Here is a 22,444-nt window from a genome sequence, read left to right as displayed (position 1 = left end):
AGGTTTCATTTGCCTGGAAAGGAAAAATTATGTCTGAAAAGAATTTTTATATTACAACACCGATTTACTATCCATCTGGTAAACTTCATATCGGTTCTGCCTACACAACCATCGCCTGTGATGTCCTAGCTCGCTACAAACGCCTCATGGGCTACGATGTCTTTTATCTGACAGGTCTTGACGAGCATGGTCAGAAAATCCAGCAAAAAGCGGAAGAAGCTGGCATCACACCTCAAGCTTATGTTGATGGGATGGCGGTTGGCGTCAAAGAACTCTGGAAATTACTCGATATTTCTTACGATAAATTCATCCGTACAACTGATGACTACCATGAAAAAGTAGTGGCTCAGGTCTTTGAACGCTTGCTTGCTCAAGATGATATTTACTTGGGTGAATACTCTGGTTGGTATTCAGTTTCAGATGAGGAATTCTTTACAGAAAGTCAGCTTGCGGAAGTTTTCCGTGATGAAGCTGGAAATGTAACGGGCGGTATTGCTCCATCAGGTCACGAGGTTGAATGGGTTTCAGAAGAGTCTTATTTCCTTCGCCTCAGCAAATACCAAGATCGTTTGGTAGAATTTTTCAAATCTCACCCTGACTTCATCACTCCAGATGGTCGTCTTAATGAAATGCTTCGTAACTTTATTGAGCCAGGTTTGGAAGACTTAGCGGTTTCTCGTACAACCTTTACCTGGGGTGTGCCAGTCCCTTCCAATCCAAAACACGTTGTCTACGTTTGGATTGATGCCCTTCTTAACTATGCGACTGCTCTTGGTTACGGTCAAGAGGATCATGCTAACTATGATAAATTCTGGAATGGAACAGTCTTCCACATGGTCGGAAAAGACATTCTTCGTTTCCACTCTATCTACTGGCCAATCCTTCTCATGATGTTGGATATGAAATTGCCTGACCGCTTGATTGCCCACGGTTGGTTCGTCATGAAAGACGGCAAGATGTCTAAGTCTAAAGGGAATGTCGTTTACCCTGAAATGTTAGTAGAACGTTATGGACTGGATCCACTTCGTTACTACCTCATGCGTAGCCTTCCAGTCGGTTCAGATGGAACCTTCACTCCAGAAGACTATGTCGGCCGTATCAACTATGAATTGGCCAATGACCTTGGAAACCTCCTTAACCGTACGGTTTCTATGATTAACAAGTATTTTGATGGGCAAATCCCTGCCTATGTAGAGGGTGTAACAGAGTTTGATAATGCTCTTGCTGAGGTTGCAGAACAATCAATCGCAGGCTACCATACACACATGGATGCAGTTGACTACCCACGTGCCCTAGAAGCAGTCTGGACCCTTATCTCTCGTACAAACAAATACATCGATGAGACAGCTCCATGGGTCTTGGCTAAGGATGAAGCTCTTCGCGACCAATTGGCAAGCGTCATGAGCCACTTGGCAGCCAGCCTTCGTGTCGTAGCTCACATGATTGAGCCATTTATGATGGAAACTAGTCGCGCTGTATTGGCACAACTTGGTCTAGCAGAAGTTTCTAGCCTAGAAAAATTGAGCTTGGCTGATTTCCCTGCAGGTGTGACTGTTGTTGCCAAAGGAACACCAATCTTCCCACGTCTCGACATGGAAGAAGAGATTGCCTATATCAAAGAACAAATGGAAGGTAACAAACCAGCAGTCGAAAAAGAATGGAATCCAGATGAAGTTGAACTCAAACTAAACAAGGATGAAATCAAGTTCGAAGACTTTGACAAGGTCGAAATCCGTGTCGCAGAAGTCAAAGAAGTGTCTAAAGTGGAAGGTTCTGATAAGTTGCTCCAATTCCGCCTAGATGCTGGTGATGGCGAAGACCGTCAAATCCTCTCAGGAATTGCGAAATACTATCCAAATGAGCAAGAATTGGTCGGCAAGAAAGTCCAAATCGTTGCCAACCTCAAACCACGTAAGATGATGAAAAAATATGTCAGCCAAGGTATGATCCTCTCAGCTGAACATGATGGACAATTAACCCTTCTCACAGTTGATCCAGCTGTACCAAATGGAAGTGTGATTGGATAAAAGCAAAAAACCAACGTTAGGCACGTTGGTTTTTCTTGTTATGTGCGAGATTTTCTAAGAAGTGGTCCATCTCCTTTTGCGACCTAAGGACAATTACTTTCTCAGGGAAGGTTTCTTGAACCCGTTGATAGCGTTCTTTAGCATTCTTTGTCCGCCCATCCCATAGAATCCATCGGATAAAATCCCAGTCAAAGCGTTCAGGACAGCCTGCAGCCATGCTTTCTCTGACCTTGCCTCGGTATGTGAGATACCGTTTAAAGGCTCGAAAGAGACAAGTCCATGGGGAAAAGTTGAGAAAGATGATTTGGTCAGCTTCCAGCATTCTTTCTTCATAGCAACACCAAGAGTAGTTGCCGTCGATGACCCAAGCTTCGTGCTTTGTGAGAAAGTTTTTCATTTCGGTCAACATCCATTCGCGGTCACTGTCTTGCCAACCAGGTTGAAATTGAAGTGTATCCATATGCAGTTTGGGGATGGAGTAGTAGTTTGACAACTTTTCAGCTAGAGTTGACTTGCCAGCTCCAGAATATCCTATGATTGCGATTTTCATTTTCTACCTTTTCTGATTAGAGGACAAAAAAACAGCCTCTATGGACTGTTTCTTATTTAGCAAGTTTAGCTGAAAGACGAGCTTTATCGCGGCTTGCTTTGTTTTTATGAATCAAACCTTTAGTTTCTGCTTTGTCGATAGCTGAGCTAGCAGCACGGAAAAGTTCTTCAGAAGGGTTTGCTTCGAAAGCTTTGATAGCAGTACGCATAGCTGATTTTTGAGCTGAGTTTTTTTCGTTTTGTTTAACGTTCAATTCAGCGCGTTTGATAGCTGATTTAATGTTTGCCAATGTTCTTACCTCCATATTTACTAACTATACCATTATATATGAAAACTTAGGTTTTGACAAGGGGAAATTATTTTTTTAGGTAAATTTCATCGATTTCATGGTTTTTAGTCTTGTGGAGAATGACCTCGGCGCGATTCCTTGTCGGTTCGATATAGTTTTGTAGATTTGTGAGATTAATACTGGTCCAAACCTGGTGAGCAAATGCTTCAACTTCTCCAATTGGCATTTGCGTAAAACGGTGGTAGTAGCTGTTGGGATCATTTTGGGCAAAGCTGAGCAGCTTTAAGAAACGATCCAGATACCAGCTTTCAATGTCCTCGACAGCAGCATCCACATAGATGGAGAAATCAAAGAAATCAGTGATGTAAAGGCGCTCATTTTGAGGGTTTTGAAAGACATTGATGCCTTCGACAATGACAAAATCAGCAGCTTTGACACGTTGTTTCTCTCCAGGAACGATATCATACACTTCATGAGAATAGACAGGAATATCGACATCTTGCCCATTCTTTAGGCGGTCAAGAAAATTCAGCAAGGTTTCCATATCATAACTTTCAGGAAAACCTTTGCGATTTAAGATATCTTGGTCAATCAAGGTTTGATTGGGATAGAGAAAACCGTCAGTTGTCACCAATTCTACAGTAGCATCCGGGAGAGTACGTGATAAAAGAATCTGAAGTAAGCGACTAGTGGTCGATTTCCCCACAGCAACACTACCAGAAACCCCAATGATAAAAGGCTGAGATTTGCTTTCGCGTTGAAGAAAAATTCCTTTTGAAAATGCCAAATCATCCTTAGTGCGCTTGTAAATGTGGATAAGATGGACTAGGGGAAGATAGACATCTGTTACGTCCTGTAGACTAATCTGGTCATTGAAACTCTTGATGGATTCTAACTCTTCCTCTGTCAAGAGAGGGGTTGTTTTGCGATGCAATGATTGCCAAGTCTGGCGACTGATTTTCTCAAAATGTAAAAATTCGTTGGTCATTTGTTTTCCCCTAGATATTTTGTTTATCATACCATAAAAAGCTAAAAAGATAAAGCGGTTTCTTGATGGTAGTAAGTCAATATCGTATAATAGAGGTAGATGGAGGTTGAATAATTTAATGATGAGATAGGGAATTGTTTCTGAAGACTTATCAGTTATTAAAAGTGGGCTTTTTTAGTTCGCAACTTATAGGAGGTGTGTCATGAAAATCTTAAAAAGTTATATATTGGAACTCTGTTTTATTTTAAGTTTTGCCTTACCTTTTATAAGGGGAGCGAATGCGGATAATGGTAGACGCTTTGTAGAAACCTATTACGGTTTTACCTTCTTAATGGATCATCTCCTTGTAACAGTTATCTTTATCTGTTCACTCTTGATTGCTTGGCTAGTAAAAAAGCAGTGGACGAAATGGTTTGCTGCTGGTAGTTATCTATTTTTGATTTTGTGGATTGCTACAGAAGGATATCTATTCCGTATGTCACTAGAAGATTTGATACGACTTTGGACAAGTTTGGAAATCTTGACACAAACTTATCAGCTGGGCTTTTATCTAAACATCATATTGGGAATCTTGTTGATAATAAAGTATTTTAAGGTTAAGAAATAGTAATAAAAATGCGCCCAATTGCAGACGAACTGTTTTTTCCTGACTATGATAATTTGTAGTTCCCAATAGATTGTAATGTATTTCTAATAATTGAAAGAGATTGAAGAAAAGGTTTTTTGACTAGGATTCTTCAGTCTTTTTCATTTGATCATCACTTTGTAAACGATTTACAATTCAAGCCAAATTATGGTAAAATAGTTTTATGAGTAAAATGTATTATGCAGAAAATCCTGATGCTGCTCACGACATTCATGAGTTGAGAGTGGAGGTGTTGGGAGAAAACATGACCTTTTTGACGGATGCGGGTGTTTTTAGCAAGAAAATGGTTGACTTTGGGAGTCAGCTTTTATTGAAGTGTCTAGAGGTTAACAAAGGAGAGACGGTCCTTGATGTGGGTTGTGGTTATGGGCCATTGGGCTTGTCATTGGTCAAGGCTTATGGAGTTCAGGCAACCATGGTCGATATCAATAATCGTGCCTTGGACTTAGCGCGACAAAATGCTGAACGAAATAAAGTAGAAGCAACGATTTTCCAATCCAATATCTATGAACAAGTTGAAGGGAAGTTTGACCATGTTATTTCCAATCCGCCGATTCGAGCGGGCAAACAGGTTGTTCATGAGATTATCGAAAAGAGCAGAGAATTTTTGAAAGATGGAGGAGATTTAACCATCGTCATTCAGAAAAAGCAAGGAGCTCCAAGTGCTAAAAGTAAGATGGAAGATGTTTTTGGCAATTGTGAAACCGTAAAGAAAGATAAGGGATATTATATCCTTAGAAGTGTGAAAGAATGAGAGCAGTTGATTTAATCCAAAAGAAACGAGATGGTCAAGAACTGACTACGGCTGAAATAAAATGGTTGGTAGAAAGCTATGTGGCTGGAACCGTTCCAGACTATCAGATGTCTGCTTTTGCTATGGCTGTTTATTTTAAAGGAATGACCACACGTGAGATTTCTGACCTGACGATGAATATGGTCAAGACAGGTCAGGAGTTTGATTTGTCAGCTATTGACGGGGTTAAAGTTGATAAGCATTCGACTGGTGGTGTAGGTGATAAGGTGACCTTGATTTTGGCTCCCCTTGTTGCGAGTTTCGGCGTGCCTGTTGCTAAGATGAGTGGTCGAGGTCTCGGCCATACTGGTGGGACAATTGATAAATTGGAGTCCATTAAGGGCTATCAAGTCGAGCGAAGTCAAGAAGATTTTATTCGTCAGGTACAGGATATTGGTGTATCTGTCATTGGGCAGTCCGATCAGCTGGTTAAAGCAGATAAACTTCTCTATGCCCTCCGAGATGTGACAGCAACTGTCGACACGATTCCTTTGATTGCTAGTTCTGTTATGAGCAAAAAAATTGCTGCAGGAGCGGATGCCATTTTGCTAGACGTAACGGTCGGTGAGGGTGCCTTCATGAAGACGGTTGATGAGGCGCGCGAATTGGCTCAAACCATGGTGGATCTTGGTAAGGCTGTTGGTCGAAAGACAGTAGCAGTTATTACCGATATGAGTCAACCCTTGGGTCGAGCTATTGGCAATCGTCTCGAAATCCTTGAGGCAATCGATATTCTCAAAGGAAATGGCCGAGAAGATATTAGTCACTTTATCTGCGAGCTAGCTCAGATTATGCTTGGGTTGGCTGATATTGAGAAAACGATCGAGGAAATCCGTCGACACCTGGAAAATGGCCAAGCACTGGCTAAGTTTGAAGAAATGGTAGCAGCACAAGGTGGCGATTTAGAAGATCTCTATCGCCCAGTCAAAGTTGCCCATGTGCTGGAAATTCCAGCTCAAGATACAGGTGTTATTTCAGCCCTTCCAGCTATGGAATTTGGGCTCTATGCCATGAGACTAGGAGCTGGTCGTGCAGTCAAGTCTGATGACTTGGACTATGAAACAGGGATTGTTTTTGAAAAGAAAGTTGGAGACCCCGTTCAAAAAGGGGAAATTGTTGCAAAAGTTTATACAAATGGAAAAATTTCTTCTGAACTAGTTACAGAATTTCAAAAATATGTTAAAATAAATGATGGAGTGCAAAGTTTACGAGAAATTATAGAAATTATCTCATAAAACCAGGGAGAATCCGAATATGAAGTTAAATAAATATATTGATCATACGCTTTTAAAGCAAGATGCAAGCCAAGAACAAATTGATCGTTTGCTATCTGAAGCGCGTGAGTATGACTTTGCCAGCGTTTGTGTCAATCCCACATGGGTTAAACATGCGAAAACAGGGCTTGATGGCTCAGATGTAAAAGTTTGTACAGTAGTAGGTTTTCCTTTGGGAGCAACAACTTCTGCTGTGAAAGCTTTTGAAACAAAAGAAGCTGTTCAAAACGGTGCAGATGAGATTGATATGGTTATCAATGTCGGTGCCCTCAAATCAGGCAATCTGGATTTAGTTGAATCGGACATCCGTGCTGTCGTAGAAGCAAGTGGTGACAAGTTGGTGAAAGTCATTATCGAAGCTTGCTTGTTGACAGACGATGAAAAGGTTGTGGCCTGCCAATTATCCCAGAAAGCAGGCGCTGACTTTGTCAAAACATCAACTGGCTTTTCAACTGGTGGTGCCACTATAGAGGATGTTCAGTTGATGCGTAAAACAGTCGGACCAGATATGGGAGTTAAGGCAGCTGGTGGAGCTCGTTCATATGCGGATGCTGTCGCTTTTGTGGAAGCAGGCGCTACCCGGATCGGGACATCTGCTGGCGTTGCGATTTTAAAAGGAGAATTGACAGATGGCGACTACTGAGTTGATTGAACTAGCAATTGAAACCAGCAAACAAGCCTATGTCCCCTATTCTCACTTTCCCATCGGAGCTGTTTTAGTAGCCAAGGATGGTAGTATTTATACGGGTGTAAATATCGAGAATGCTAGTTATCCCTTGACTAATTGTGGAGAACGTACTGCTATTTTTAAAGCAGTTTCGGAGGGGCAACGGGAGTTTTCAGAATTGATTGTCTACGGACAAACTGAAAAACCCATCTCGCCATGTGGTGCTTGTCGCCAGGTCATGGTTGAGTTTTTTGAACAAGATCTAAAAGTGACTTTAGTCGCTAAAGATAAATCGACGGTCGAGATGACGGTCGGGGAGTTACTTCCATACTCATTTACAGACTTAAACTAGTCTGAGTCACTCTCTGAGTGACGCGGTCCTTGTGGCCAACCAATCCATACTTGCAACATCGTTGCACATCTTATTTAGGAGGTTCAGTAATGAACAAGAAACAATGGCTAGGCCTTGGTCTAGTTGCAGTAGCAGCAGTTGGACTTGCTGCATGTGGTAACCGCTCTTCTCGTAATGCAGCTTCATCTTCATCAGAAATGAAGACCAAAGCAGCAATCGTAACAGATACTGGTGGTGTTGATGATAAATCATTTAACCAATCAGCTTGGGAAGGTTTGCAAGACTGGGGTAAAGAACACAATCTTTCTAAAGATAAAGGTTACACTTACTTCCAATCAACAAGCGAAGCAGACTATGCTAACAACTTGCAACAAGCGGCTGGAAGTTACAACCTGATCTTCGGTGTTGGTTTTGCCCTTCACAATGCAGTTGAGGAAGCAGCAAAAGACCACTCTGACCTAAACTATGTCTTGATTGATGATGTGATTGAAGGTCAAAAGAATGTTGCGAGCGTAAGATTTGCAGATAATGAAGCAGCTTACCTTGCTGGTGTTGCAGCAGCGAAAACTACGAAAACAAAACAAGTTGGTTTTGTAGGTGGTATCGAATCTGAAGTTATTTCACGTTTTGCAGCTGGCTTCAAAGCTGGTGTTGAGTCAGTAGACCCATCTATCAAAGTCCAAGTTGACTACGCTGGTTCATTTGGTGATGCTGCCAAAGGTAAAACAATCGCAGCAGCTCAATACGCTGCCGGTGCAGACGTTGTCTACCAAGCAGCTGGTGGTACAGGTGCTGGTGTCTTTGCTGAAGCAAAATCATTGAACGAAAACAAAAATGAAAACGAAAAAGTTTGGGTTATCGGTGTAGACCGTGACCAAGCAGCAGAAGGTAAATACACTTCTAAAGATGGTAAAGAATCTAACTTTGTTCTTGTATCTACATTGAAACAAGTTGGTACAACTGTAAAAGATATTGCCAACAAAACAGAAAAAGGTGAATTCCCTGGTGGACAAGTGATTGTTTACTCATTGAAAGATAAAGGGGTTGAGCTAGCAGTAACAAACCTTTCAGAAGAAGGTAAAAAAGCTGTTGAAGATGCAAAAGCTAAAATCCTTGACGGAAGCGTAAAAGTTCCTGAAAAATAATGGATAAAAGTCATTTCTTAGGAAGCGGCCATTGGTCGCTTCTTTAAGAATTGAGGCAATTTTTGTCTCAATAGAGCTTGTTAATGTGATTAGCAGGTTTTATTGAAATAAAATAAACCTCTGAAAGGAAGAGCATATGGCACACGAAAATGTCATTGAGATGCGGGATATTACCAAGGTGTTTGGTGAATTTGTAGCAAACGACAAAATCAACTTGCAACTGCGAAAAGGTGAAATCCATGCACTTTTAGGAGAAAATGGAGCGGGTAAATCCACTCTGATGAATATGCTGGCAGGACTTCTTGAACCAACGAGTGGTGAAATTGTGGTGAATGGTCAGGTTGTAAAACTAGACTCACCATCTAAAGCCGCTGGTCTTGGAATTGGGATGGTTCACCAACATTTCATGTTGGTTGAAGCTTTTACAGTAGCTGAGAATATCATTTTAGGGAGTGAAATCACTAAAAATGGTGTTCTAGATATAGCTGGTGCTACTAAAGAAATCAAGGCTCTTTCTGAACGTTATGGTTTGGCAGTGGATCCAGCTGCTAAGGTGGCGGATATTTCCGTTGGTGCCCAACAACGTGTAGAGATCTTGAAAACACTCTATCGTGGTGCTGATATCCTTATCTTTGACGAACCTACAGCCGTATTGACTCCTTCAGAGATTGATGAGTTGATGGCAATCATGAAAAACCTTGTCAAAGAAGGGAAGTCTATCATTTTGATTACCCATAAACTGGATGAGATTCGTGCGGTATCCAATCGAGTCACGGTTATCCGTCGTGGGAAATCAATCCAGACAGTTGAAATCGCAGGGGCAACAAATGCGGACTTGGCAGAAATGATGGTTGGACGCTCAGTCTCCTTTAAAACGGAAAAACAGGCACCACAACCCAAAGAAGTGGTCTTGTCTATCAAAGACTTGGTTGTCAATGAAAACCGCGGTGTACCAGCTGTGAAGAATCTTTCTTTGGATGTTCGTGCTGGTGAGATTGTCGGTATTGCAGGTATTGATGGCAATGGTCAATCTGAACTCATTCAAGCCATTACAGGTCTTCGTAAGATTGAGTCAGGTAGCGTTGAATTAAAAGGCAAATCAATTGTGGGAATGCATCCTCGACAAATTACAGAACTAAGCGTGGGGCACGTTCCTGAGGATCGTCACCGGGATGGCTTGATTTTGGAGATGATGATTTCAGAAAATATTGCTCTTCAAACCTACTACAAAGAACCACTCAGCAAGAATGGTATCTTGAACTATGCCAATATCACTTCACATGCCAAGAAATTGATGGAAGAATTTGACGTCCGTGCGGCAAGCGAATTTGTTCCAGCAGCAGCTCTTTCAGGAGGAAATCAACAAAAAGCGATTATCGCTCGTGAGATTGATCGTGATCCTGATCTCCTTATCGTCAGCCAGCCAACTCGTGGTTTGGATGTCGGTGCCATTGAATATATCCACAAACGTTTGATTGAAGAACGTGATAACGGGAAGGCTGTCCTTGTTGTCAGCTTTGAATTGGATGAGATTTTAAATGTCTCAGACCGAATTGCTGTTATTCACGATGGTAAGATTCAAGGTATTGTATCGCCAGAAACGACTAACAAACAAGAACTTGGTGTCTTGATGGCAGGTGGAAACTTGGGAAAGGAGAAGAGTGATGTCTAAAAAATTACAACAAATTTCGGTTCCCTTGATTTCCGTATTTTTAGGAATCTTGCTCGGAGCCATTGTCATGTGGATCTTCGGATATGATGCTATCTGGGGCTATGAGGAGTTGTTTTATACAGCTTTTGGTAGCCTCCGTGGGATTGGAGAAATTTTCCGTGCCATGGGTCCTCTTGTCTTGATAGGTCTTGGTTTCGCAGTTGCCAGTCGAGCAGGTTTCTTCAACGTCGGACTTCCTGGTCAGGCACTTGCAGGCTGGATTCTCAGCGGTTGGTTTGCCTTGTCAAATCCAGATATGCCACGTCTCGTTTTGATTCCATTGACAGTGATCATTGCGTTGATCGCTGGTGGAATCGTTGGTGCGATTCCAGGTATCCTCAGAGCCTATCTCGGTACGTCAGAGGTTATCGTGACCATCATGATGAACTACATTGTATTGTATGTGGGAAATGCCTTTATTCATGCCTTTCCTAAAGATATTATGCAAAGTACAGACTCAACGATTCGTGTTAGTGCCAATGCTACATACCAGACACCATGGTTATCAGAGTTGACTGGAAATTCCCGTATGAATATCGGAATCTTCTTTGCAATCATTGCTGTTGGCGTGATTTGGTTCTTGCTCAAGAAAACGACTCTCGGTTTTGAAATTCGTGCAGTTGGTCTTAATCCCCATGCTTCAGAGTACGCTGGTATTTCAGCAAAACGTACAATCATCCTATCAATGATTATCTCTGGTGCCTTGGCTGGTCTTGGTGGAGCTGTCGAAGGTCTTGGAACTTTCCAAAACGTTTACGTTCAGGGCTCATCATTAGCTATCGGATTTAACGGGATGGCAGTTAGTTTGCTTGCTGGAAATTCACCAATTGGAATTCTCTTTGCAGCTTTCTTATTTGGAGTTTTGCAAGTAGGAGCACCGGGTATGAACGCAGCGCAAGTTCCGTCTGAGCTTGTTAGCATTGTAACAGCGTCTATTATCTTCTTTGTCAGCGTTCACTACATTATCGAACGCTTTGTCAAACCTAAAAAACAAGTTAAAGGAGGTAAGTAAGGATGTCTATTACAACATTACTCACCCTCTTGGTCTCTTCTATGCTGATTTACTCAGCACCACTTATTTTTACGAGTATCGGGGGAGTTTTCTCTGAACGCGGTGGTGTCGTTAATGTCGGTCTTGAAGGAATTATGGTTATGGGGGCCTTTTCTGGGGTTGTCTTTAACCTTGAGTTTGCAGAACAACTTGGAGCAGCTACTCCTTGGATTTCCTTGTTAGTTGCTGGTATCGTGGGAGCTATTTTCTCCCTCATCCATGCAGTCGCTACAGTTCATTTCCGTGCGGACCATGTTGTCAGTGGTACAGTATTGAACTTGATGGCTCCTGCCCTAGCGGTTTTCTTGGTTAAAGTTCTTTATAACAAAGGACAAACGGATAACTTAAGCCAGACTTTTGGACGTTTTGATTTCCCAGTTTTGGCTGATATCCCAGTGATTGGAGATATCTTCTTCAAGTCAACCAGTCTACTAGGTTATATCGCGATTGCCTTCTCTTTCCTTGCTTGGTTTATTCTCTTTAAGACACGTTTTGGTCTTCGCCTTCGCTCTGTTGGTGAACACCCTCAGGCAGCGGATACCTTGGGGATCAATGTCTACAAGATGCGATATCTTGGAGTTATCATATCAGGTTTCCTAGGTGGAATTGGGGGAGCGATTTATGCTCAATCAATCTCAGTTAACTTCTCAGTGACAACTATTGTCGGTCCTGGATTTATCGCTCTTGCTGCGATGATCTTTGGTAAATGGAACCCAATCGGTGCTATGCTTTCTAGTCTCTTCTTTGGACTTTCACAAAGTTTGGCAGTTATCGGTTCTCAATTACCTTTCCTACAAGGAGTGCCAGCGGTTTACCTTCAAATCGCCCCTTATGTCTTGACCATCCTTGTCTTAGCAGCCTTCTTTGGAAAAGCAGTCGCGCCTAAGGCAGATGGTATCAACTACATCAAGTCAAAATAAGCATACAAAAAAACGCCAGTTTCAAACTGGCGTTTTATTTTTTTGGATTTTGATGGGTTAGGTTCAATCCCCAAGGGACGAGATTTTCAGTTTTATTTTTGATACGTGTGATATTATCCCTGTGACGAATGATAATCAAGCTAGCAAGTGCTAGGATAATCAAAATGAAGAGAGGGTCATAGCTGCTCAGGATAAATCCAAATAGTGGAAATAGGAGAACTCCGATAACGGCTGCGATAGAAGCAGTAACGCTAGACAGTGAAATCATACTACCTAGATAGAGGCTTCCAAAGAATACGATTGCTAGATAGAGACAGAAAACAGGCGCAAATCCGAAAATCACTCCAGCACTGGTTGCGACAGCCTTGCCCCCCTTAAATTCTGCAAAGATAGGAAAAGTATGTCCAATCACAGCCAAAAGTCCAAATACAAGAGGTGATACACCTTGAAGGTGGAAAAGGATTGGAAGGAGAGTGGCCAAGGTTCCTTTAAAGAAGTCAATCACAAAGGTTGCCATACCCGCTTTCTTACCTAAAATTCGGAAAGTATTGGTTGTTCCGGTGTTTCCAGAACCATGTTCACGCAGATTTGTTTGAAAAAAGATTTGTCCAATCCAAAGACCAGACGGAATCGAACCTAGCAGATAAGCTAAAATTAATAATACAAATGTCATCATAGAACTATTATACCATGAAATGGTATAGAAAGTCAGAGAATATCCTGTGAAATTGTGACAGCTGAAAGGGAAAAGCTTTGCAAAATCGCTAGAAAACCTGTAAAATAGAAAAGATGAACAAATAGGAGGTTCCTTGTGTCAAAAAAGGAAATCAATATTAATAACTACAATGATGACGCCATTCAGGTGCTAGAAGGGTTGGATGCAGTCCGTAAACGTCCGGGGATGTATATTGGATCGACTGACGGTGCTGGTCTCCATCACCTAGTCTGGGAAATCGTGGATAATGCGGTAGATGAAGCCCTATCTGGATTTGGTGATCGCATCGATGTGACGATTAATAAAGACGGAAGTTTAACCGTTCAAGACCATGGTCGAGGGATGCCGACCGGGATGCACGCCATGGGAATTCCAACTGTTGAGGTTATCTTTACCATTCTCCACGCTGGAGGAAAATTCGGTCAAGGTGGCTATAAGACATCTGGAGGTCTCCACGGGGTGGGTTCTTCCGTTGTTAATGCCCTATCAAGTTGGCTGGAAGTTGAAATCACCCGTGATGGAACGGTTTATAAACAACGATTTGAAAATGGTGGAAAGCCAGTAACAACTCTTCAAAAGGTTGGGACAGCAGCTAAGTCTAAGACAGGTACCAAAGTCACCTTCATGCCTGACGCGACAATCTTCTCTACGACTGACTTCAAGTACAATACCATTTCAGAACGACTCAATGAGTCAGCCTTTCTCTTAAAAAATGTCACCTTGTCTTTGACAGATAAGCGAACAGATGAAGCAATCGAATTCCATTATGAGAACGGGGTGCAAGATTTTGTTTCCTACCTCAACGAAGACAAGGAAACCTTGACGCCAGTCCTATACTTTGAAGGGGAAGACAATGGTTTCCAAGTGGAAGTAGCTCTCCAGTACAATGATGGATTTTCAGATAACATTCTATCCTTTGTCAATAACGTTCGTACTAAAGATGGTGGAACACATGAGACAGGACTCAAGTCAGCCATTACTAAGGTCATGAATGACTACGCGCGTAAGACAGGACTTCTCAAGGAAAAAGATAAAAACCTTGAAGGGTCAGACTACCGCGAGGGACTAGCTGCCGTTCTTTCTATTCTGGTTCCTGAAGAGCACCTTCAGTTTGAAGGACAGACCAAGGACAAACTTGGAAGTCCACTAGCTCGTCCAGTTGTAGATGGGATTGTGGCTGATAAGTTAACCTTCTTCCTCATGGAAAATGGAGAACTGGCTTCCAATCTCATTCGTAAGGCTATCAAGGCTCGTGATGCTCGTGAAGCAGCTCGTAAGGCTCGTGATGAGAGCCGAAATGGCAAGAAAAACAAGAAAGACAAGGGCTTACTTTCTGGGAAATTAACCCCAGCCCAGTCTAAAAATCCTGCTAAGAATGAACTCTATCTGGTCGAGGGAGACTCTGCCGGTGGTTCTGCCAAACAAGGCCGTGACCGTAAGTTCCAGGCTATCTTGCCCCTTCGAGGTAAGGTTATCAATACAGCCAAGGCCAAGATGGCGGATATCCTTAAAAATGAGGAAATCAACACCATGATTTATACCATCGGAGCGGGTGTCGGAGCAGACTTCTCTATTGAAGATGCTAACTATGACAAGATCATTATCATGACCGATGCGGATACAGATGGTGCCCATATTCAGACCTTGCTCTTGACATTTTTCTATCGTTACATGCGTCCCCTAGTTGAGGCAGGCCATGTCTATATCGCCCTTCCGCCTCTTTACAAGATGTCCAAAGGCAAAGGTAAGAAAGAAGAAGTGGCCTATGCTTGGACGGATGGTGAGTTAGAAGAACTTCGCAAGCAGTTCGGTAAAGGCGCTACGCTCCAACGCTATAAAGGTCTTGGTGAGATGAATGCAGACCAACTCTGGGAAACAACCATGAACCCAGAAACGCGTACCCTCATCCGTGTCACTATCGAAGACCTAGCACGCGCTGAACGTCGCGTCAATGTCCTTATGGGAGATAAGGTCGAACCACGCCGTAAGTGGATTGAGGATAATGTCAAGTTTACGCTTGAGGAAGCGACTGTGTTTTAAAATATTGTGTAATTATATTTAAAAGAAAGAGTTTTTAAAAATGGTATCATCGAAAAATAATAAAATGTACATTGAAGAATTAGAAATTAAAGATTTTAGAGTAATTAAAGAAGTATCGTTCAAGCCGTCAAAATATGTAAATATTATTTCAGGGAAGAATGGTACAGGGAAATCAACTATATTAGGAATGATTGCCCAAGGTTTCTCTTATCACAATAATGTTATTCCTTTTATTTCTGGAGATGTAAAAAAACTTAATAAAAAAGATATAAAGAGACTTTCAGAAAATGACCCTAAAGTTGTGCAATATAAAAAATTACTAACTTATTTTGGGGATGATTTTGAGTCCACATCTGCAGAGCATTTTAAATTATCTCCAAATGATGTTAGAAATATAGAACATGCTAAAGTTACATTGAGCAATAAAGATAGTTTTAAAATTGAGAGTACGAACCATAACAAAAAACTTCCTCGTCTAGTTACTAGGAGAAAAGACGGGAAATCATCCAATTATGTCCATCCAGTAATTTATTTAGGCCTGGAAAGATTAACACCGTTAGTCAGATCCACTAAAATGAGTGACTTGCAAATCAATTTATCATCGCAGGATAAGAAAGAAATACATAATCTTTATCAGTCAATACTTTTAAAAAAATATACAGACAATCTTACTGCAACTGAAACAAATCTGAATAATAAGAAAACAGCATCATTTATTGATGAAGAGATGACTATTGAAATGATTTCATCAGGGGAAGATAATATTGGGCAAATTTTATTAGCTTTGTATTCATTTAAGAAATTAAAAAATGATTTTCCTAATGATTACAAGGGTGGGATATTACTTATTGATGAAATAGATGCGACATTATATCCAGCCGCTCAGAATAAATTATTAGATATACTCTTTCAAAAAGCAAGAAGTTTTGACGTGCAAATTTTTGCCACTTCACATTCGTTGACTTTATTGGAACATTGTGAAAAACTGAAAATATCGAACCAACGTACTAATCATGATATAAAACTATTTTCCTCCGATATTAGTTCTGAAGACAATTCAACAACTACGTTATCAGAGATGAAATATTTAATTGATTTTAAAAATATGTTGTTGGCACAAGCTAATGAACAGAAAATTACTGATAGTATTAAGATTTATTTTGAAGATGCTGAGGCTCAATATGTTTTTGAAGGCTTAATACATTCTTTGAAGAATAGTAATAACCATTCAATTAAAAATTCATTACACTTCATGTCAAATACAACTTTATCATGTACCAATTATATACACTTGTATAAATCTAAAGTAACAGAATTTTCTAAGAATTCGATAGTTTGCTTAGATGGAGATGTTGAAGCAAATATAAACGATTATAGAAATTTTATTACTTTGCCTACTAATGATCTTCAATGTAATCCAGAGGAATTTATTTTTGATATTCTTGATGATAATAACTCAGATTATTGGAAAACAGCAAAGAATTATAATCATAGTGTTTTTATGAATAATCCAATTTACCAAGTTATTCAATCAATTAAGAATGGAACTTATGAATCGGAATATAAACAAGTTAATGGAGAGTTTAAGAATATAGCTGAAAGAAAAGTGTGGAAAAAATGGTTTAATAAAGAAAAAGTTCATTGGAAGTACAACAATAATCCAGTCAAATATTGGGCAAAAAATAATCCTGAAAAAGTTCAAGAATTTCAGGTACAATTTGAAAAAGCGTTTAACTATGTAGCTGATAATGTTAAACTTCCTAGATTATAATTTGGAAGTTACTTAAAAAAGGGGTATAATTTTATCAATAAGAGATGAGGTGATGATATGTCAGGTAAGACCTATACGCCATTAAGATACCCTGGGGGGAAAACTCAGGTTTATGAATTCGTTAAAGAATTGATTAAAGAAAATAATTGCCATACTTATATTGAGCCTTATATGGGAGGAGCGGGAGTTGCTATGAAACTTTTGCTACTTGGAGATGTAGAAAAGATTATTGTAAATGATTATGATAAATCTATCTATGCATTTTGGTACTCTGTTCTTTATTTGACTGAAGAGTTGATTGATAAAATAGAAAATACTGACATAACAATAGATGAGTGGAAAATTCAGAAATCAATTCAAGATAATAAAAAAAATGTTTCTGACTTACTACTTCTGGGTTTTTCAACTTTATTTCTTAATAGAACAAATAGATCTGGTATTATAAAAGCTGGGGTTATTGGTGGTAAAAATCAGAATGGAAAATACAAACTAGATTGTCGATTCAGTAAATCAGATATAATAAACAAAATTCTTGAAATATCTAAGCATAAAAAACAGATTAAACTTTTTAATATGGATGCTGAGCAGTTTATTAAAAGGTCAATTTCTAAAACAAAAAATTCATTTACTTTTTTTGATCCACCTTATTATACTAAAGGACCAGGTTTATATACAAATTTTTATAACCATGATGATCATTCTAGGTTATCAAAAACAATCAAGAATTATATGAAAGATAAAAAATGGATATTAACTTATGATATTCATAAAAGTATAGAAAAGATGTACGAAGAATATCGTTCTGAACTATATTATTTAAACTATTCAGTTAGTACTCCTAATAAAGGTATTGAAAGAATATTTTATTCAGATAATCTGCATTTTTCACAATCAAGAAATAAATTAAAAATTGTTGACTAAAAACTTGCCAGCGATTTATTTTCAAAAAAGTGACTGACAGAAAAAAAGTCAGTTTGCCTGTCTCATGGGAGAGACTGGCACAAAAATATTCAAAAAGAAAAATGAAAAAAGTAAATGAAGTAAAAAGTTTGTCCCTGAGTGACTTAGACAATCAGGAGTTTATCGGCTTGGTAGGTCTGCACCATTCGGATTTACGGATTTTTGCTGGAAAAGAAGCTGTAGAAATCGGCTGGCGTTTGCGAAAAGAGTTTTGGAATAGTGGTTATGCGACAGAGGTTGCCCAAGCCTGTCTAGACTTCGCTTTCCAGCAAGCTGGCTTGTCAGAAGTTTACTCCTTTACATCCTTACTCAATCTCCCTTCGCAAAAAGTCATGCAAAAGGTAGGCATGGAATTTGTCAAAGAATTTGATAATGAAAAAGTTCCAGCAGATAGTCCGCTTTATAGACATGTCCTATACAGAATCAAGAGTTTTTACTAAAAAGGCAGGTATTCCCATGAGAACTGAAACCGAGATGTTTGATTTAATTTTACAAACCGCAAAAAGTCTAAAAGTCGAGGCTGTCGCCATGTCTGGTTCGCGAACCGATACAAAAGCACCAAAAGACGAGTTTCAAGACTATGATGTTGTATATGTCGTGGACGACTTAGATAATCTGACGAGTAATCTTGCTTGGTTGGACCAGTTTGGAACACGTATCATTGAGCAGCATAATATCCTAGGCAACCGTCGTCTCTATCTCATGCTCTTTGAAGATGGTAACCGGATTGATTTGACCCTTTGCCCCAAAGATCATATCCAGGAGTGGGTAGAAAGCGAAGCGGATTTCACGGTGCTAGAGGATCCTAAGGGTTTGTTTGAGTTTTATTCTCCCAGTCCTCAGCGTTTCTGGACAAGTCCAGCTAGTCAGATAGATTTTGAAAAAGCCTGCAATGAATTTTGGTGGGTATCAGCCTATGTGGTCAAGGGTATTCATCGCAAGCAAGTCATCTATGCGACCGACCATCTCTATGGTATCTGTCAGCAAGAGTTACTAAAAGTCTTAGCTTGTCAGGTCGCAAGTGATAGGGGAGAGGTCGATATCGGCAAGAACTACAAGTATCTTTTCCAGTATTTACCTGCAGAGAAGGAGAAGGAATTCTCAGCTCTACTTGATTTTTCAAGTGTAGAGAAACTTACTCAGTCATTGTTTGCTACGATGCAACTTTTCCACAGAGAAGCTCAAATCCTTGCCCAAAAGATGGGATTTGACTATGATATGGAAGTAGCTGAGAAGATGATTGAGTATGCTGAGGAGAGGTTGAACTAGTATGTTAGATTATGTATTTGCTACATTTTTTATGGGATTCCCAGGAGTACAAATTTTAGTATTGGTGTCCTCTATATTTCTAGCTATCAAAAGAAATAAGTTACATAAAAGGGTGTATGGATTATTTTTCCCGATTATTATAACGATGTGTAATATTTGGCTTATTTCAATAGATCGAACAGAGCTTTTTGAGGATGCTTTAAGATTTTCTTTCTTTCTAATTTCTTTTTGTTTACCTATGCTTATTTCTTCCATGCTCTATCACTCCATACGCTTATATTATTTATACAAATCAATCAAGTGGAGAGTCTTCCCTGTAAGTTTCTGTTATTTATTCGGTTTAATTTTTCATTATCTTAATACAATGCATTGGGAGGAGCTATTTCGAGGGCAAAAGTTTATGTTTAATATCTTGCTGATATCAACTGCTATAGTTTCTTATTTACCTTGTCAATATTTGTACACACTTCAAAGAAGAAAGAATAATCCATAGGAAATAGATGCCTTTGCTTAATCTAAATAAGTGTTTGTGAATGACTTAAATAGTATCTAAAAATATTTTTCTTAATACCAATTTTAATGTAAAAACCACTCTACATTCTTTGAAAGGAGTTGAACATGCCCTAAATACTGTGTGAAAAAGATAAATTTCCTTTGTATTTTACGGGCTCTGTATCCTATATGAGTAATATTCAAAACATGTCCCTGGAGGACATCATGGGAGAGCGCTTTGGTCGCTACTCCAAGTACATCATTCAAGACCGGGCTTTGCCAGACATTCGGGATGGATTGAAGCCGGTTCAGCGTCGTATTCTTTATTCGATGAATAAGGATGGCAATACTTTTGACAAGAGCTACCGCAAGTCGGCCAAGTCTGTCGGGAACATCATGGGGAATTTTCACCCACACGGGGATTCTTCTATCTATGATGCCATGGTTCGTATGTCTCAGGACTGGAAAAACCGTGAGATTCTAGTTGAAATGCACGGTAATAACGGTTCTATGGATGGGGATCCGCCTGCGGCTATGCGTTATACTGAGGCTCGTTTGTCTGAGATTGCTGGTTATCTTCTTCAAGATATAGAGAAAAAGACAGTTCCTTTTGCTTGGAACTTTGACGATACCGAGAAAGAGCCGACGGTTTTGCCAGCAGCCTTTCCAAACCTCTTGGTCAATGGTTCGACTGGGATTTCGGCTGGTTACGCTACAGACATTCCACCGCATAATTTAGCTGAGGTTATTGATGCGACGGTTTACATGATTGACCACCCAACAGCCAAGGTGGACACACTCATGGAATTCTTGCCTGGGCCAGACTTCCCTACAGGGGCTATTATCCAAGGGCGTGATGAAATCAAGAAGGCCTATGAAACTGGGAAAGGGCGCGTGGTTGTTCGTTCTAAGACGGAGGTTGAAAAGCTAAAAGGTGGTAAGGAACAAATCGTTATTACTGAGATTCCTTATGAAATCAATAAGGCTAATCTCGTCAAGAAAATCGATGATGTTCGTGTCAATAACAAGGTGGCTGGTATTGCTGAGGTTCGTGATGAGTCTGACCGTGACGGTCTTCGTATCGCTATTGAACTAAAGAAAGACGCGAATACCGAGCTCGTACTCAACTATCTATTCAAATACACCGACCTACAAATCAACTACAACTTTAACATGGTGGCGATTGACAATTTCACACCTCGTCAGGTTGGAATTGTTCCAATCTTATCTAGCTATATCGCCCACCGTCGTGAAGTGATTCTGGCGCGTTCCCGCTTTGACAAGGAAAAGGCTGAGAAGCGTCTCCATATCGTCGAAGGTTTGATTCGCGTGATTTCGATTTTGGACGAAGTTATTGCTCTTATCCGTGCCTCTGAGAATAAGGCTGACGCCAAGGAAAACCTCAAGGTCAGCTATGAGTTTACAGAAGAGCAGGCTGAGGCCATCGTTACCTTGCAACTTTACCGTTTGACCAATACAGACGTGGTTGTCTTGCAGGAAGAAGAATCAGAATTGCGTGAAAAGATTGCCATGCTTGCGGCTATCATCGGTGATGAACGGACTATGTACAATCTCATGAAGAAAGAACTTCGTGAGGTTAAAAAGAAATTTGCGACACCACGTTTGAGTACTTTGGAAGATACTGCGAAAGCAATCGAGATTGATACAGCTAGTTTGATTGCCGAGGAAGATACCTATGTCAGCGTAACCAAGGCAGGCTATATCAAGCGTACTAGCCCACGTTCCTTTGCAGCTTCTACGCTGGAAGAAATTGGCAAGCGTGATGATGATCGTTTGATCTTTGTACAAACTGCCAAGACAACCCAGCACCTCTTGATGTTTACAACTCTTGGGAATGTCATCTATCGACCAATCCATGAATTGGCAGATATTCGTTGGAAGGATATCGGAGAGCACCTGAGCCAAACGATTACAAACTTTGAAACCAACGAAGAAATCCTTTATGCAGAAGTAGTGGATCAGTTTGATGATGCGACAACTTATTTTGCAGCAACTCGTCTTGGTCAAATCAAGCGTGTAGAACGCAAAGAGTTCTCTCCATGGCGGACCTACAAGTCTAAATCTGTCAAGTACGCTAAGCTCAAAGACGAGACAGACCAGATTGTAGCAGTAGCACCAATCAAACTAGATGATGTTCTTTTGATTAGTCAAAACGGTTATGCCCTTCGTTTCAATATCGAAGAGGTTCCAGTTGTTGGTGCCAAGGCTGCAGGTGTCAAGGCTATGAACCTGAAAGCAGATGATGCGCTTCAGGCTGCCTTTATCTGTAACACCTCATCCTTCTATCTCTTGACACAGCGTGGAAGCTTGAAACGCGTTTCCATTGAGGAAATTCCAGCGACCAGCCGTGCCAAACGAGGCCTACAAGTCTTGCGTGAATTGAAAAACAAACCGCACCGAGTCTTCTTGGCTGGAGCAGTTGCAGAGCAAGGTTTCGTTGGTGATCTTTTTAGTACAGAAGTAGAAGAAAACGACCAAACGCTTCTTGTCCAATCTAACAAGGGAACAATCTATGAGAGTCGATTGCAAGACCTCAACTTGTCAGAACGTACTAGCAATGGAAGCTTTATCTCAGATACCATTTCAGATGAGGAAGTTTTCGATGCTTACCTCAAAGAAGTCTTTAAAGAGGACAAAACAAATTCGTAAAAAGAATCAGTCCAGAGGGCTGATTTCTTTATGTTGAAAAAATTTTCAGAAAATTACAAATAATACTTGAAATTTTACTAGAAAAGTGTAGAATAGAACACATAGTTTGAATAG

General features: G+C 40.3%; 21 protein-coding genes. 16 read left to right on the top strand and 5 right to left on the bottom strand.

Annotation, left to right across the window (positions count from 1 at the left end):
• Positions 1 to 29: 29 nt before the first annotated feature.
• Entirely contained in the window at positions 30 to 2,027 is a 1,998-nt protein-coding gene (gene metG / locus B7720_RS08980; RefSeq protein ID WP_084857644.1) for a methionine--tRNA ligase, read from the top strand.
• A 16-nt stretch (positions 2,028 to 2,043) separates the two neighbouring features.
• Here the strand turns inward: metG and B7720_RS08975 are convergent, their stop codons facing one another.
• From B7720_RS08975 to coaA, 3 genes are all read right to left on the bottom strand, one after another.
• Positions 2,044 to 2,577 carry a DNA topology modulation protein gene (locus tag B7720_RS08975; protein ID WP_084857642.1) on the bottom strand — a complete coding sequence of 178 codons (534 nt, stop codon included), beginning with the start codon at positions 2,575 to 2,577 and terminating at the stop codon, positions 2,044 to 2,046.
• 52 nt (positions 2,578 to 2,629) lie between these two features.
• Positions 2,630 to 2,866, bottom strand: coding sequence for a 30S ribosomal protein S20 (gene rpsT, locus B7720_RS08970; protein WP_001274000.1), 237 nt, complete (start codon positions 2,864 to 2,866; stop codon positions 2,630 to 2,632).
• Between the two features lie 67 nt (positions 2,867 to 2,933).
• The gene (gene coaA / locus B7720_RS08965) at positions 2,934 to 3,854 is read right to left on the bottom strand and encodes a type I pantothenate kinase (RefSeq protein ID WP_084857639.1); all 921 of its coding nucleotides are present in this window, start codon (positions 3,852 to 3,854) and stop codon (positions 2,934 to 2,936) included.
• Positions 3,855 to 4,056: 202 nt separating this feature from the next.
• Between coaA and B7720_RS08960 the strand changes: the two genes are divergently transcribed.
• The 9 genes from B7720_RS08960 (at position 4,057) to B7720_RS08920 (ending at position 12,413) form a co-directional block, all read left to right on the top strand.
• On the top strand, positions 4,057 to 4,461 hold the full coding sequence (locus tag B7720_RS08960; RefSeq protein WP_084857638.1) for a hypothetical protein: 405 nt from the start codon (positions 4,057 to 4,059) through the stop codon (positions 4,459 to 4,461).
• A gap of 202 nt (positions 4,462 to 4,663) precedes the next feature.
• The gene (locus B7720_RS08955; RefSeq protein ID WP_084857635.1) at positions 4,664 to 5,254 is read left to right on the top strand and encodes a class I SAM-dependent methyltransferase; all 591 of its coding nucleotides are present in this window, start codon (positions 4,664 to 4,666) and stop codon (positions 5,252 to 5,254) included.
• Positions 5,251 to 6,528 carry a pyrimidine-nucleoside phosphorylase gene (locus tag B7720_RS08950; protein ID WP_084857632.1) on the top strand — a complete coding sequence of 426 codons (1,278 nt, stop codon included), beginning with the start codon at positions 5,251 to 5,253 and terminating at the stop codon, positions 6,526 to 6,528. The genes B7720_RS08955 and B7720_RS08950 overlap by 4 nt, the downstream gene beginning before the upstream one ends.
• Positions 6,529 to 6,547: 19 nt before the next feature.
• Positions 6,548 to 7,210: a deoxyribose-phosphate aldolase gene (deoC, locus tag B7720_RS08945; protein ID WP_084857630.1), complete on the top strand. Its 663-nt coding sequence runs from the start codon at positions 6,548 to 6,550 to the stop codon at positions 7,208 to 7,210.
• Complete coding sequence (locus B7720_RS08940; RefSeq protein WP_000246111.1) at positions 7,197 to 7,586, top strand: cytidine deaminase; 390 nt, start codon at positions 7,197 to 7,199, stop codon at positions 7,584 to 7,586. Before deoC ends, B7720_RS08940 begins: the two co-directional genes overlap by 14 nt.
• Before the next feature lie 89 nt (positions 7,587 to 7,675).
• The gene (locus B7720_RS08935; RefSeq protein WP_001036150.1) at positions 7,676 to 8,731 is read left to right on the top strand and encodes a BMP family lipoprotein; all 1,056 of its coding nucleotides are present in this window, start codon (positions 7,676 to 7,678) and stop codon (positions 8,729 to 8,731) included.
• A 136-nt stretch (positions 8,732 to 8,867) separates the two neighbouring features.
• Positions 8,868 to 10,403 (top strand): ABC transporter ATP-binding protein, encoded by a 1,536-nt coding sequence (locus B7720_RS08930; RefSeq protein WP_000929832.1) that lies wholly within the window; start codon positions 8,868 to 8,870, stop codon positions 10,401 to 10,403.
• Complete coding sequence (locus tag B7720_RS08925; protein WP_000038684.1) at positions 10,396 to 11,454, top strand: ABC transporter permease; 1,059 nt, start codon at positions 10,396 to 10,398, stop codon at positions 11,452 to 11,454. The genes B7720_RS08930 and B7720_RS08925 overlap by 8 nt, the downstream gene beginning before the upstream one ends.
• Before the next feature lie 2 nt (positions 11,455 to 11,456).
• The gene (locus tag B7720_RS08920) at positions 11,457 to 12,413 is read left to right on the top strand and encodes an ABC transporter permease (RefSeq protein ID WP_000029131.1); all 957 of its coding nucleotides are present in this window, start codon (positions 11,457 to 11,459) and stop codon (positions 12,411 to 12,413) included.
• A 34-nt stretch (positions 12,414 to 12,447) separates the two neighbouring features.
• On the opposite strand, the gene plsY is transcribed toward B7720_RS08920, so the two are convergent.
• Positions 12,448 to 13,089: a glycerol-3-phosphate 1-O-acyltransferase PlsY gene (plsY, locus tag B7720_RS08915; RefSeq protein ID WP_084857628.1), complete on the bottom strand. Its 642-nt coding sequence runs from the start codon at positions 13,087 to 13,089 to the stop codon at positions 12,448 to 12,450.
• A 135-nt stretch (positions 13,090 to 13,224) separates the two neighbouring features.
• Between plsY and parE the strand changes: the two genes are divergently transcribed.
• The 5 genes from parE (at position 13,225) to B7720_RS08890 (ending at position 19,168) form a co-directional block, all read left to right on the top strand.
• Positions 13,225 to 15,168 (top strand): DNA topoisomerase IV subunit B, encoded by a 1,944-nt coding sequence (gene parE, locus B7720_RS08910; RefSeq protein WP_084857625.1) that lies wholly within the window; start codon positions 13,225 to 13,227, stop codon positions 15,166 to 15,168.
• A gap of 64 nt (positions 15,169 to 15,232) precedes the next feature.
• On the top strand, positions 15,233 to 16,939 hold the full coding sequence (locus tag B7720_RS08905) for an AAA family ATPase (RefSeq protein WP_049477706.1): 1,707 nt from the start codon (positions 15,233 to 15,235) through the stop codon (positions 16,937 to 16,939).
• Between the two features lie 57 nt (positions 16,940 to 16,996).
• Positions 16,997 to 17,860 carry a DNA adenine methylase gene (locus B7720_RS08900; RefSeq protein ID WP_049477640.1) on the top strand — a complete coding sequence of 288 codons (864 nt, stop codon included), beginning with the start codon at positions 16,997 to 16,999 and terminating at the stop codon, positions 17,858 to 17,860.
• Between the two features lie 29 nt (positions 17,861 to 17,889).
• Entirely contained in the window at positions 17,890 to 18,339 is a 450-nt protein-coding gene (locus B7720_RS08895; protein ID WP_049477639.1) for a GNAT family N-acetyltransferase, read from the top strand.
• A gap of 16 nt (positions 18,340 to 18,355) precedes the next feature.
• Positions 18,356 to 19,168: an aminoglycoside 6-adenylyltransferase gene (locus tag B7720_RS08890; RefSeq protein ID WP_142358714.1), complete on the top strand. Its 813-nt coding sequence runs from the start codon at positions 18,356 to 18,358 to the stop codon at positions 19,166 to 19,168.
• 9 nt (positions 19,169 to 19,177) lie between these two features.
• On the opposite strand, the gene B7720_RS09660 is transcribed toward B7720_RS08890, so the two are convergent.
• A complete protein-coding gene (locus B7720_RS09660) occupies positions 19,178 to 19,423 on the bottom strand; it encodes a hypothetical protein (protein WP_158085827.1) in 246 nt (81 codons plus the stop codon).
• Positions 19,424 to 19,849: 426 nt separating this feature from the next.
• Between B7720_RS09660 and parC the strand changes: the two genes are divergently transcribed.
• Entirely contained in the window at positions 19,850 to 22,330 is a 2,481-nt protein-coding gene (gene parC / locus B7720_RS08880; RefSeq protein ID WP_084857772.1) for a DNA topoisomerase IV subunit A, read from the top strand.
• Positions 22,331 to 22,444 lie beyond the last annotated feature (114 nt).

It is taken from the genome of Streptococcus oralis subsp. oralis, from assembly GCF_002096455.1.
Taxonomy (GTDB): Bacteria; Bacillota; Bacilli; order Lactobacillales; family Streptococcaceae; genus Streptococcus; species Streptococcus oralis_CY.
This window is presented reverse-complemented; position numbering and strand designations above follow the sequence as displayed.